Origin of the sequence: Bacteriovorax sp. BSW11_IV, from assembly GCF_000447755.1 — a bacterium.
In the GTDB taxonomy this organism is placed as follows: domain Bacteria; phylum Bdellovibrionota; class Bacteriovoracia; order Bacteriovoracales; family Bacteriovoracaceae; genus BSW11-IV.
In genome coordinates, this window is sequence record NZ_AUNE01000045.1 from 48892 (window position 1) to 61933 (window position 13042).

Below are 13042 nucleotides of genomic sequence, written 5' to 3' on the forward strand. Positions count from 1 at the left end.
ATCCTAATATGTGTTACATGCAGAAACAATTTGTGCCAATTCTTCTTCAGTAATAACTGGAGACATTGGCAAACTAACGATTTGTTCGTGAATTTGTGTCGTTAGTGGATAATTGTCAGATAGATTTAAATCTTTTAATGCTTCTTGCTTATGTGGTGGAATAGGGTAGTGAATGAGTGTCGCTACACCCTTTGCTTCCAAGTGAGACATAAATTTATTTCTATCTTCTACTCTGACTGGGAATACGTGCCACACATTATTTTCTCTGTGTGAATCAAGAACAGGTAGAGTAATTTTATCATTTTTAATATTGGCACAAAGAAATTCTGAGGCCTTTCTTCTGATTTCATTTTCAGTGTCTAAGTATTTCAGTTTAACATTTAAAATTGCTGATTGAAGTTCATCAAGTCGGCTGTTTACACCTTTATACTTATTTACATATTTAACTTCAGAACCATAATTTCTAAGAACGCGAACAGTTTTTGCAAGTTCATCATCATTAGTTGTGATGGCCCCTGCATCTCCTAAAGCACCTAGGTTTTTGCCTGGGTAGAAGCTAAAACCTGAAGCATCTCCAAGGTTTCCGGCCTTTTTCTCGTTAAACTCAGCTCCTTGTGATTGAGCAGAGTCTTCAATAACAAGAAGGCCTTTCTCTTTAGCAAATTTATTAATTTCTTCCATGTCGCAAAGGCGTCCATACAGGTGAACAGGCATGATGGCCTTAACTTTATCTGTATAGTTTGTTTTTACGGCTTTAGGGCATAGGTTATAAGTATGAAGATCTGGCTCCGTTAAAACTGGAACGAGTTTATTTTCAAGAATGGCCAAAATTGTCGCAATATAGGTATTGGCCGGAACGATGACATGGTCGCCTTCTTTAAGTTTACCCATCTCTTTGTAGGCCCTAAGAATAAGAACGAGTGCATCTAAGCCGTTGGCCACGCCGATTGCATGTTTTGTTCCACAGTAAGTCGCAAAATCTTTTTCAAATTTAGTTGTATCGTTACCTAGAATATACCAACCTGAATCAAGGACTTTCGTCATTGCTTCGATGATTTCATTTCTGTACTGAGCATTGATTTTTTTTAGATCGAGAAAAGGGATCATTTTTTATCCTTAATTAGTTCACGAGCAGGGTTACCTATGACTGTTGTATTTGCTGGAACGTCCTTTGTGACGACCGATCCGGCCCCAACCATGGCATTTTCACCGATTGTTATTCCTGGCAATATTACAGCACCAGCACCGATTGATGCACCTTTTTTTATAATGGTTCTCAAAAATTCTTCAGGGTATTGCTTCGATTTCGGAGTTTTATCATTGGTAAAGGTTACGTTAGGGCCAATGAATACATTGTCTTCAATAGTGATTCCATCCCAAACATAAACGCCACACTTTACTGTAACGTTATCGCCGATGATGACATCGTTCTCAATGAAGCAGTGAGCATTAACATTACAGTTCTTGCCAATAATTGCATTTTTTAAAACTACAGAGAATTGCCATACGTATGTGCCTTCTCCAATATTGTTGGATTGAACATCTGAAAGTTTATGGATCATGAGCTTACCTATTGTTATTAATCAAATTTTTGAATTGTTCGTAATCTCTAATGTAGTCGGACTCGTCATAGTAATCACTTGCAAGGACTAGGAAAATGCAGTCGGGGCTGAAATTGTGCATTTCATGCCAGACCATTGGTTCAATCAAAACACCTTGGGAACGTGAGTCAATTTTGATTGTCATTTTCTCTACACCATCATCAAGAATCATGTCACAACTGCCATTGAGGCATAGCGCCATTTGTCTTAACTCTTTATGGGCGTGAAATCCCCTTGGCTCACTGTTAAGAGAGTGGAGGTAATAAACTCTTTTAATGTCGAATGGAATGTTTTTATTTCCCTCGAGTGCCACTAGGGCCCCGCGAGAATCTGAAATGGTTTTGAAATCTGTTATGAAGTTCTTCATGTCTCTCTCGTAATTTAGGTTCAATCATTATTCAATATATTGAACCTTTCAAGTTTATAATTATTTGTCTATAATTCCAAAAACAATTTTAGTTGGTGACGTATGAAAGAATTAGAAAACAAGACGATTTTAATTACTGGTGGAACAGGCTCTTTTGGTAGCACTGTGTTAAAGAAGCTTTTAAGCTACAACGTGAAAGAGATTAGGATTTTCAGTCGTGATGAAAAGAAACAAGACGACATGAGAAATACTTTTAGAGATCCAAAACTAAAATTCATTATTGGTGACGTAAGAAATTACAAAAGTGTTTATGATGCAAGCAAAGGTGTAGATTATATTTACCATGCAGCTGCACTGAAACAAGTTCCTTCATGTGAGTTCTATCCGTTAGAAGCAATTAAAACAAATGCACTTGGTACAGATAATGTTCTTTCAGCAGCAATTGAGAATAAAGTTTTAAAAGTCGTCTGTCTTTCAACTGATAAAGCGGTTTACCCTGTGAATGCCATGGGAATGACAAAGGCGCTAATGGAAAAGATTCTTGTTTCTAAATCAAGAATTACTTCTGAGACTTCATTCATTGGTACTCGTTACGGAAATGTTATGGCCTCTAGAGGATCTGTAATTCCACTTTTCATTAAGCAAATTAAAAATAATGAACCTATTACAATCACTGATCCTAAGATGACTCGATTCATGATGTCATTAGATGAAGCAGTTGATTTAGTTCTCTACGCTTTCTCAGACGGAGAGAACGGTGACATTTACGTTCAAAAGGCCCCTGCCGCAACAATTGAAACTTTGGCCTTAGCTCTTAAAGAAATTTTTAAATCAGAGGTTCCAATTAAGGTTATTGGAACGAGACATGGTGAGAAGGCCTACGAGAGTTTATTAAGTAGAGAAGAATTTGTTAAGGCCGTTGATAAGGGCAACTACTATAAAGTTCCAGATGATAATAGAGATCTAAACTATCAGAATTATTTTTCTGAGGGTGAAATTGAAGTTTCAAATGTTGAAGACTACAACTCGAATAATACAAATATTCTAAACGTAGCTCAAATGAAGGAAGTTCTTTTAAATCTAGATTACGTAAAAGAAGAGTTAAACAATGCCTAAAATTGTAACAGTTACTGGTGCGAATGGTTTTGTTGGAAAAAATTTAATTATCCACCTCGAGAGAATGGAAGGCGTAGAAGTCCTGAAAGTCTCTCGAGAGACTTCAGAGTCTGATCTTAAAAATTTTCTTTTAAAATCTGATGCTGTTGTTCACCTTGCGGGCTCTAATCGTCCAAAGTATGAGGGTGAATATCAGGAGATCAATGTCGATTTCACTGACAAGATTGCCTCAATCCTAAAAGACTCTTCAAAATGTAAAAAAATCATCTATTCATCAAGTCAAAAAGTTCACGATCAAAATGATTACGGTAATTCTAAACGAGGTGCTGAAGATGTATTGATCAATACTCTTGGCCCAGCGATGAATGTTGCTATCTTTAGATATACTAATATTTTTGGTAAATGGTCTCGTCCATTTTACAATTCAGTTGTTTCAACATTTTGTCACCAAATCGCTCGAAATGAGAGCATCTCAATTTCAGATCCTGCAAATGTTGTAAACCTTGTCTATATTGAAGACGTAATCACGTCGATCCTCTCGGTTCTTAATAATGACAAAACAAATGGTCATGAAATCATTGAGAAAATAGAAGGAGAGAGGGAAATAACACTGGGAGAACTAAGCTCTTTAGTGAAAAGTTTTGGTGAAATTAGAAAAACGTCAATGGTTCCCGATTTTGCAGATTCATTTGTTCAAAAACTATATGCAACGTATACGTCTTACTTACCTGAAGATAGCTTTGCATATGATTTAGAATTGAAGACGGACAATAGAGGTGATTTATTTGAAATCATCAAGTCGCCACATTTTGGCCAAATGTTTTTTTCAACAACGAAGCCTGGTATCACTCGTGGTAATCATTACCACCATACTAAGATAGAGAAGTTTATCGTCGTTAAAGGTGAGGCACTTATTAAATTTCGCCGTATCGATAGCGATGAAGTTATTGAATATAGAGTTACAGGTGGAACGGGGAGAGTTGTAGATATCCCAATTGGTTATACTCATTCAATTACAAATATTGGCAGTGAAGATATGCTAGTGCTTTTCTATTCAACTGAAGTCTTCAATCCAGAGAAACCAGATACATACTTTAAGGAAGTTTAATGAAGAAGTTTAAAGCTGCTACGATTGTGGGGACTCGTCCTGAAATTATCAGACTTTCAAGTGTCATCAAAGAGCTTGATGCGAACCCAGCAGTGGAACATATTTTAATTCATACTGGTCAAAATTATGATTACGAACTAAACCAAGTTTTCTTCGATGATCTAGGACTTAAAAAACCTGATTATTTCCTTGAAGCTGCCGGTAAAAATGCCGTAGGTACTATTGGAAATGTTCTTATTAAAGTGAGTGAGCTCCTTGAAGAAATTAAACCAGACTCTGTTTTAGTTCTTGGAGATACAAATAGTTGTTACGCTGCTCTTGCTGCGAAACTAATGAAAATCCCAACCTTCCATATGGAAGCTGGAAATAGATGTTTTGACCTTAGAGTTCCTGAAGAAATTAATAGAAGAGTTGTAGATCATATTAGTGATATCAATCTTTGTTACAGCGATATCGCAAGAGAGTATCTAACAAGAGAAAACATTCCTCCAGAAAGAGTTATTAGAACAGGTTCTCCAATGTATGAAGTTCTTCATAGCAATATGGATAAGATCGATAGCTCTGATATTTTAAATCGTTTATCTCTTGAAAAAGGTAAGTACTTTCTTATTTCTTCACATAGAGCAGAAAACGTAGATTCTGAAAAAGGGATCAACAATTTTCTAACTATGCTTGAAAATCTTAATAAAGAATATGGAATGAAAGTAATCGTTTCAACTCACCCAAGAACGAGAAAGAGTATAGAAAAGACGGGAAGAAAGTTAAGTGATGAAGTTCATTTCTTGCCTCCGTTTGGCTTTTTCGATTATGTAAATCTTCAAAAAAATGCTTTTGTAACATTATCAGATAGTGGAACGATTTCAGAAGAATCTTCTATTTTAAACTTTCCGGCCCTTAATCTTCGTGAGGCCCATGAAAGACCTGAGGCCATGGAAGAGGCAAGTGTTATGATGGTTGGTTACTCTTGGGAGAGAATTAAACAAGGTGTTGAGACTCTTAAACACGATCAAAATCTTGATAAAAGAGATTTCATGATCGTTAAGGATTACTCATACCCAAATATTTCAAAGAAAGTCGTGAGAATCATGCTTTCGTATAAAAACTTTGTAGACCAAAAAGTTTGGTATAAGTTCGATTAATGAGAATATTATTAGTTTCACAGTGGTGTTATCCAGAACCGGATTTAAAAGTATTGCCTCTTGCTGAGCAAATGAGTGAACTAGGCCATCAGGTGGAGATCTTAACGGGTTTTCCAAATTACCCAGGTGGCGTAGTTTATGATGGCTATAAAATTAAATTCTATCAAAAAGAAGTTATTGGAAATATCACAGTTCATAGAGTTCCTTTATATCCTAGTCACAGTAAAAACAAATTCGAAAGGATAGCGAACTATCTTTCTTTTTTAATGTGTTCTGCGATTTGGGGATTGTTTGTAACTAAAAAAGCTGATGTTATCTATGCCTATCATCCTCCAATTACTACAGTATATAGCGCTATTTTTTTAAAAATCTTTAAGCGCGCAAAACTAGTTATTGATATTCAAGATATGTGGCCTGATACGTTGAAGACAACGGGCATGATTAGTAATGATAAGATCATTAATATCATCGGTAAGGGTTGTCTTCTGGCCTATAAATTTGTCGATAAGATCGTTGTACTTTCTCACGGATTCAAAAAAGTCTTAGCAGGAAGGGGTGTTCCTGAAGAGAAAATTGAAGTCATCCATAATTGGTCTCTCGATATTAATGACCAAGTTGATACAAAAGAAGTTCTAAGACAAAAAGTTGGCTTTACGAAATTCACAATTTTATTTGCAGGAAATATGGGCCCGGCCCAAAGCTTAGAAACAATTATTGATGCTGCAAAAGAACTACAAGATGAAAATATCGAATTTGCATTTGTAGGCTCAGGACTCTCTAAAGAACAATTAGAAAAGTCGGCCCAAGGGCTAAATAATGTAAAGTTCTACGGTAGAGTCTCAAAAGAAGAAGTTGGAAAGTACTTAGATGCTTCGGATGCCCTTCTCGTACACTTGAAAAGAGATGAGCTTTTCGAAGTTACTATTCCATCTAAAATTCAGGCCTATTTAAAATGTGGAAAACCAATCCTTGTTGGTGTTCTTGGTGATGCTAAGAATATGATTGAAGGAAATGGGGCGGGGATTTCATTTTTACCCGAAGATGCACAATCGCTAAAGAGTGCTGTTAAAAAAATGATCTCTTTAAATAGTTCAGAACTTGAAAGTATGGGAGAGAAGGGAAAGAGGTTTTACAATGAAAACCTCTCTCTTGAAGTCGGGTCAAAGAAATTTGATAGCGTCTTTTCTAGCTTTCAATAAATCCTTTTATATTATTGATCACAGTAATCTGTTCTTCTAAAGTCATATCACATGCACTTGGAAGACAGATGCTTGATTCAAAAAGTTTCGAGCACACATCTTCTTGATCACAAATATAGTCAGCATCTTTGAAAAGTGGTTGAAGGTGCATTGGTTTCCACACCTGTCGTGCTTCAATATTTGATTCATTAAGAGCTTTTACAAGGGCCACCGTTTTTTCAAAGCTAACATTTTTAATAGTTAGGCAAGAAAGCCAGTAGTTTGAATCTGTACCAGCAGATACATTCAACATTTTATATCTATCAGAACCCTTAAAGGCCTCTTGATAACGTTCGTGAATGGCCTTCTTAAGTTCAATTTTATTTCTTAGTGTCTCTAGTTGAGCAACGCCGATGGCCGCGCAAATATTACTCATTCTATAGTTGTAACCCATAACTGAGTGCTCGTAATAAGGAGCATTGTCTCTGGCCTGAGTAATTAGAAATTGAGCTCTTTGTGCTAATTCTTTCGTTTTAGTAACGAGAGCACCACCACCTGAAGTTGTGATGATTTTATTTCCATTGAAAGAAAAGATTCCGTAATCGCCAAAAGTTCCACAGGCCTTGCCATTAAAGCTAGATCCTAGGGCCTCTGCAGAGTCTTCAATAATCTTAACATCGTATTTCGTACAGATTTCTTGAATTTTATTGTAATTGGGACTGTTTCCAAAAAGATCGACACAAATTAAAGCTTTTGGCCTTTTTCCAATTTTCTCATATTTAATCAGGGCCTTTTCTAGCGACTTCTCGCAGATACACCATGTTTCAGGGTCAGCGTCGATAAAAACGGGAACAGCTTTTTTATATAGAATTGGATTTGCACTTCCAATGAAAGTAAAGCTTGAGCAGAAGATAATATCCCCTGATTGAACTCCAATAAGATCAAGAGCAATATCGATGGCCCCTGTCCCACTGTTAAGGGCAACAACATATCCACCGTCTTTAATTTCAGTGCGAAGATCTTCTTCAAATTTATTTACGTAAGGTCCGAGAGGAGCAACCCAGTTTGATTCGATTGCTTCAGTTACATATTTGATTTCGTTACCTGTAACGTGAGGACAAGAGAGGTATAGCTTTCTATCCATTTTAATCATTTTTTGATCCTTTAAACTTTTCCATTGTTTGGCCGTTTGACTGATACACACCATCACTCTTAATAACTTTTAAGAATGTCATAAATAAAATTTTTACATCAAGAGCGAATGAAATATTCTCTGTGTACCAAACGTCGTTTGCAAGTCTTTTTTCCCAAGTTGTATTATTTCTGCCATTCACTTGGGCCCAACCAGTGATTCCTGGTTTTACATTGTGTCTTTTTCTTTGAGTTTCATCATATAGATCAAGATATTCTACTAGGAGCGGTCTTGGTCCAATGAGGCTAAGTTCACCCTTAATTACATTTATAAGTTGTGGAAGTTCGTCGAGACTAGTTTTTCTAAGAAATTGACCAATCTTTGTCGTTCTTTGCTCGTCTGGAAGCAAATTACCTTGCGAGTCTTTTAGGTCGCTCATTGTTTTAAATTTATAGATTTTCAGGATTTTTTCGTTCTTGCCCGGTCTTGCTTGGGTGAAGAACACTTCACCCGTTTTAAGTTTTAGAAGTAAGCAAACAACCAAAAAGATCGGTAGCAAAACAATGAATAAACAAAGGGCAAAAGTTCTATCAATAAGGCCCTTGATGCAATTACTGTACAATTTCATTATCGTCGCTTTTATTCAACTCTGGTGAGTAAGTTTTAATTAAATCACTAATAAATAATTTAATATCGTTATTATTCAAAAGGTGAACAGTTTTTTCTAATTCTCTAATCCTATCGATAAAATTAGTTTCAGGAATAGTTGCTGCCGCACTTTTTACTAAAGTATGGGCCGTATCAGTGATGGCCTCTGAAGAGTTAAAAAGTTCTTCATAAAGTTTTTCACCAGGTCTAAGTCCAGTGAATTTAATTTCAATATCTTCATAAGGTCTAAGACCTGAGAGTTTAATGAGCTCCTCTGCAAGCCTTGTAATCTTAATTGGCTCTCCCATATCAAGAACAAAAATATCTCCACCTTTTCCTAGAGTTGCTGCTTGTAACACAAGCTGACATGCCTCAGGAATAGACATGAAATATCTTGTAATATCTTGGTGGGTGATCGTGATCGGTCCGCCATTTTTAATTTGTTCTTTAAAAAGAGGAACAACGCTTCCTTTACTTCCTAGAACGTTACCAAAACGAACTGTCGTAAAGTTTGTATCTTTGTGACTTATTGAATAGTGCTGACAAATCATCTCCGCGGTTCTTTTGCTGGCACCCATGATATTTGTTGGGTTAACGGCCTTGTCTGTAGAAACGAGAACGAATTTTTTTATTCGATGTTCTGCACATGCCCTGACTAAAGTCTCAGTACCAAATACATTGTTCTTGATACATTCTCTTGCATCGCCTTCCATTAGTGGAACGTGTTTATAGGCGGCCGCATGGAGGACAACTTCTGGATCATGCTTAATAAGAAGCTCTTTAATTCTTTGATGATCACAGATGTTTCCAATAGCGGGTACAATCTCGATTGAATTGTCTTGGCATTTTTCGGCAAGTTTGCGATCAATTTCGTAAAGGCCGAACTCTGAAGTATCTAGAAGAACGAGTTTTTGAGGTTTAAATGAAAGGACTTGATTGCAAAGCTCACTTCCAATTGATCCAGCAGCTCCAGTGATGAGGATAGATTTCCCTTGAATCATTTCACTGATTTTCTTTGTATCTAAGCGAACAGGTCTTCTACCAAGTAAATCTTCTGGATCAATATCTTTGATTAAAGAAATATCAACAAACTCAGAAGTTAGCTGACTCATACTTGGCAGAATTTTCACTTTAAGATCTTCGAGTTGAGGAATTTTAGAAACGATTTTACTTACTTCTTTTGCATTGGCAGAAGGAATAGCAATGATAACCGTTTTAACATTTCTTTGATCCACAAGCGTTGCGATATCATCTGAAGTCCCCATGATTGGACAACCATGAATCAAACGACCTTTTTTACTTCTATCATCGTCTAGAAAACCAACTACTTTAAGATTTGTGTCGTGGGAAGATTTAATCGACTTATATAGCTGAGAACCAGCATCTCCAGCTCCCACAATAAGAGTGTTGTCTCCATTATTCTTGTATAGACTGTCTTTGTAAAGTCTATAAGAGAAGCGACCAGCACTTAGAAGGATGATATTTAGAAGATAGTAAATAATAAAAGAAGAGCGAGGTACGTCATCTAAATTATGCGTAAAAAAGAAAAGTGTTAGAGTTAAAATAAGACCAATACTTGATGATTTAATAATTTGAATTAAATCGTGAGTACTCGCATATCTCCATATCCCTTTATACTGACCTGTGATTAAAAATATGACTTGGTGACAAAGAAGAATAATAAGAATCTTTGTCGTCATCGTTTGATTCAGGACTGGATTTGAGAAGCTTCCATAACGTAGGGCCGTTGCAAGAGGAAAGGTCGCAACAACAATGGAGCTGTCATAGATAAAAGCAATAGTTCTTTTGTACTTAATATTTAACATCAAACTTCCTCTTTTTGGTTGTGAGCATTGTTAAAAACTGTCGTTGCAGCAAAGACAAATAGGATAAAGAAAACGTTCTCTCCATCAGTGAATGTACATTGAGTAAGACCACCGATGATAAAACAGCTAATAAATGAGAGCGAAACCTTTTTAGAAAGTTCATTTTTCGATTGAATAGATTCTTTGATCCAAAAAAAGATCCAAAGCAGAAAGCTGATAAAACCGAAAATTCCTGTTGTCGCAAGGATTTCAAAGAAATTACTATGAGCATGACCTTGGAAATCTTGGCCAGGAATATTGTATTTAATTTTTAATGGGATCGCGTTTCTTTCAAAATTTAGAAAACCCATTCCAAAAACAGGTCTTTCTTTGAAGCCATTGTAAGCTGCTTCCCATAAATAAAGTCTTTGCATAGATGAACTCGAACGAACAACTTGTTCATCGATAAATTCTTTTTTAGCAGAATAAATACCAAGGCCTGCAACAATTCCAACAAGGAGAGCAATTGCTATGAATTTCTTTCCAAGTGTTGAAAGAGAGGCCATAAAGGCTAAAATTGCTCCACGAGTAAAACTTAGAACTAGTCCTACAATATTGATGGCAAAGCCAATCAGAACGAGTCGAGTTTGATTCTTATTGAGAATTTTCTTTTTATAATTGTAAATCGCTATTGGAAGTAGAAGTGATCCTAGAAGAGCCGCTTGATGAGAATAAGTCATAAGCATCCCAAAAAGACCTCTGTTTCTATCTGTTCCTTTGAATTCAAATCTTAATGGGTGAAAGTCGAAAAAATATTGTGTCAAACCTGACAACGTCGCCACAAGAGATGAAATAAGAAGAACTTGTAATACTCGCCATAAAAACGTTTTTCTTTTTTCTTCATCAAAATAATGAAAAAGCAAATGGCGGATAGGGAAGTAACTAAGTGCTCCAATAAGGTAGTACTTTATTTTCTTCAAATTTTTGAAACTGCCTAAAAGGTCTTGATTAAAGAAAACGGAAAAAGCGATGGCAATAGAAAAGAGTATTAAGAACCATACACTGAGCGGCGTTTTTTTTAATCGACTCTTAAAAGCGAAAAAAAGTGAAGGGATTGATATAAAAATGTGAAAGCCAGACATTATCGAAATTGATGTAAAGGCCCCGATTGCCAAGATAAAAATTGCGCCAAGTGTTAATTGATTCATAATCGTCCTTTTATGAGTGCAAATAATACTCGTTTTTGTGAGGTTCGTTAACTTATTCTTTCACTTTCAAGCTTTTTGTGGACAGGTAAAAAAACGAAAGAAGGAAAATTGGCAGAGGCGCAAAAAGCATAGGGTTAGATAAAGACAAAATTAAGATTGCCGCGGAGCATGTGAATGTTAAAAATGATTCTCTTTTTTCAAATTCGACGAGACTGCTTCTAAAAACTAGGTAGATCAAAAAGAAGATAAAAAATGAATTCACTCCGTACTTATGAATGATATTTCCCATAGTCATCTCAAAGGCATAGGAAAAGTTTGGATCAAAGGCAAGAAGGTTTTTGAGTCCACTACCAAGCCCATTGCCCAGAGGCATTGAGTCAATAACAAGACTATAGAGTTGGTAAAGCCTAATCTCCTTGTCTTTAACAAAAGAGAGAAGCGCAAGGGGAGTAAGGGCAATAATCACTATTTTTGAAAAGTGTGTTGAAATCAAAGCATGATACTTTTTGATTGGATAATAAAGAGCGACAAGAAGTATCACGAGAAGAAATATGATTTTGGAATTCAAGTGAAGTAAATTAAAGACGGCAAGACCAATGACAACAAGCTGTAAAAGAGTGTTTAAAACTTTCTTTTGAGGAGAGTTAACAAGACAGTGAAACCCGTAAAAAAAAGATAAAATTGGAAAAAGTGCCATTTCATTATAATAGGTTCTAGAAAAAGCATACGAGAGTCCGAGCTTTTCAATATTAAACACACTTGCTATGGCGAGAAAAAGATTTGCAAAGTGTGAACTCAATAAAAGTGTGTTCCAGTAAGCACTTTTTGATTTTTCAGTATTGATTAGAAAAAGTGGAACGGCCAAAACAAAAGTACCGAAAAAATTTCGAAGAACTACTTGAAGAGGTACATCTCCTATAAAAAAACCATAGAAAAGAGTGTTTATATGGATTGCAATTATCGTCAGGATAAGAGGATATTTTTTTAAATTAAAAATATTCTTGATATGAAACAAAGGAATAAGGGCAAAAAAACCATAGAAAAAATAATTCTTTTGCTTGAAGATTTCTTTTGGAAGAAGAAAGGGTTCTCCCAGTAAAGGGTAGTTGTAGCCGAGATATACATTGAAAACCATTTCTAAGGCCAACAGCGCCGAAGGAATAAGAAGGACAAAAAATAGTAAAAATGAGTAACTATTGTTTCTTTTCATAAGTACGCGCGAAAAATGTATAAATCAAAATATTAATAATATAGAAAAATAAGAGGGCCATTACTTTAAAAGGTGAAAATGGTGGCACTTGGTTAGTTAGAAGCATATTTTGATCTAACTCTTTTTGAATTTGGTCAATTGTCATCTCTACAATTGGTCTTGTGTCATCGGTACAATCTCTAAAGAAAAAGGCTGGTTCTCCAAGAATGTGTGTCTGTTCTTCTGGAAGAATTGAAAGATAATCTTTCATTTCATGTAACGTCTTTTGAATTTTCACAAACGATATTTCTGATCCATGATGATCAGCAATCTCAAGCATGACTTTTAAATTTCTAAAAGTTAGCTTAAATGAAGAAACATTTTTTTTAATTAAAGTTACAGTACAAGAAATTGGGTGTTCGTAATTTTGAATAAAGTTTTGTTTTGAATAAAACTTATCTCTTTCTTGGAAAAGAAAGATCGAATGGCATATAGCTAGGAGAACTCCAATCACTATTGGAAAATAGAATTTCATTTTTTTATTCATTTGT

The 13042-nt window shown here is 35.6% G+C and carries 13 protein-coding genes; 4 read left to right on the forward strand and 9 right to left on the reverse strand.

Going from position 1 to position 13042, the window contains the following annotated elements; genetic code table 11:
• Positions 1-3: 3 nt before the first annotated feature.
• The 3 genes from M899_RS12170 to M899_RS12180 are packed head-to-tail and all read right to left on the reverse strand — an operon-like array spanning position 4 to position 1968.
• Positions 4-1107 (reverse strand): DegT/DnrJ/EryC1/StrS family aminotransferase, encoded by a 1104-nt coding sequence (locus tag M899_RS12170; RefSeq protein WP_021271925.1) that lies wholly within the window; start codon positions 1105-1107, stop codon positions 4-6.
• Complete coding sequence (locus tag M899_RS18735) at positions 1104-1562, reverse strand: acyltransferase (RefSeq protein ID WP_021271826.1); 459 nt, start codon at positions 1560-1562, stop codon at positions 1104-1106. Before M899_RS18735 ends, M899_RS12170 begins: the two co-directional genes overlap by 4 nt.
• 4 nt (positions 1563-1566) lie before the next feature.
• Positions 1567-1968: a sugar 3,4-ketoisomerase gene (locus M899_RS12180; RefSeq protein WP_021271935.1), complete on the reverse strand. Its 402-nt coding sequence runs from the start codon at positions 1966-1968 to the stop codon at positions 1567-1569.
• 102 nt (positions 1969-2070) lie between these two features.
• Between M899_RS12180 and M899_RS12185 the strand changes: the two genes are divergently transcribed.
• Genes M899_RS12185 through M899_RS12200 form a run of 4 tightly spaced genes read left to right on the forward strand, consistent with a single transcriptional unit; the run spans position 2071 to position 6530 of the window.
• Positions 2071-3084 (forward strand): polysaccharide biosynthesis protein, encoded by a 1014-nt coding sequence (locus M899_RS12185; RefSeq protein ID WP_021271815.1) that lies wholly within the window; start codon positions 2071-2073, stop codon positions 3082-3084.
• Positions 3077-4192, forward strand: a complete 1116-nt coding sequence (locus M899_RS12190) for a polysaccharide biosynthesis C-terminal domain-containing protein (RefSeq protein ID WP_021271923.1) — start codon at positions 3077-3079, stop codon at positions 4190-4192. The genes M899_RS12185 and M899_RS12190 overlap by 8 nt, the downstream gene beginning before the upstream one ends.
• Positions 4192-5331: a non-hydrolyzing UDP-N-acetylglucosamine 2-epimerase gene (gene wecB, locus M899_RS12195; RefSeq protein WP_021271793.1), complete on the forward strand. Its 1140-nt coding sequence runs from the start codon at positions 4192-4194 to the stop codon at positions 5329-5331. The genes M899_RS12190 and wecB overlap by 1 nt, the downstream gene beginning before the upstream one ends.
• Entirely contained in the window at positions 5331-6530 is a 1200-nt protein-coding gene (locus tag M899_RS12200) for a glycosyltransferase family 4 protein (RefSeq protein WP_021271860.1), read from the forward strand. Before wecB ends, M899_RS12200 begins: the two co-directional genes overlap by 1 nt.
• Here the strand turns inward: M899_RS12200 and M899_RS12205 are convergent.
• From M899_RS12205 to M899_RS12230, 6 genes are read right to left on the reverse strand one after another with little or no spacing between them, the layout of a single operon-like run.
• Complete coding sequence (locus tag M899_RS12205; RefSeq protein ID WP_021271932.1) at positions 6517-7662, reverse strand: DegT/DnrJ/EryC1/StrS family aminotransferase; 1146 nt, start codon at positions 7660-7662, stop codon at positions 6517-6519. The genes M899_RS12200 and M899_RS12205 overlap by 14 nt on opposite strands.
• The gene (locus tag M899_RS12210) at positions 7655-8269 is read right to left on the reverse strand and encodes a sugar transferase (RefSeq protein ID WP_021271926.1); all 615 of its coding nucleotides are present in this window, start codon (positions 8267-8269) and stop codon (positions 7655-7657) included. The genes M899_RS12205 and M899_RS12210 overlap by 8 nt, the downstream gene beginning before the upstream one ends.
• A complete protein-coding gene (locus tag M899_RS12215) occupies positions 8253-10115 on the reverse strand; it encodes a polysaccharide biosynthesis protein (protein WP_021271831.1) in 1863 nt (620 codons plus the stop codon). The genes M899_RS12210 and M899_RS12215 overlap by 17 nt, the downstream gene beginning before the upstream one ends.
• Complete coding sequence (locus tag M899_RS12220) at positions 10115-11302, reverse strand: O-antigen ligase family protein (RefSeq protein WP_021271729.1); 1188 nt, start codon at positions 11300-11302, stop codon at positions 10115-10117. Before M899_RS12220 ends, M899_RS12215 begins: the two co-directional genes overlap by 1 nt.
• Positions 11303-11354: 52 nt before the next feature.
• Complete coding sequence (locus M899_RS12225) at positions 11355-12512, reverse strand: hypothetical protein (RefSeq protein WP_021271838.1); 1158 nt, start codon at positions 12510-12512, stop codon at positions 11355-11357.
• A complete protein-coding gene (locus tag M899_RS12230; RefSeq protein ID WP_034729185.1) occupies positions 12496-13026 on the reverse strand; it encodes a hypothetical protein in 531 nt (176 codons plus the stop codon). The genes M899_RS12225 and M899_RS12230 overlap by 17 nt, the downstream gene beginning before the upstream one ends.
• Positions 13027-13042: the final 16 nt, after the last annotated feature.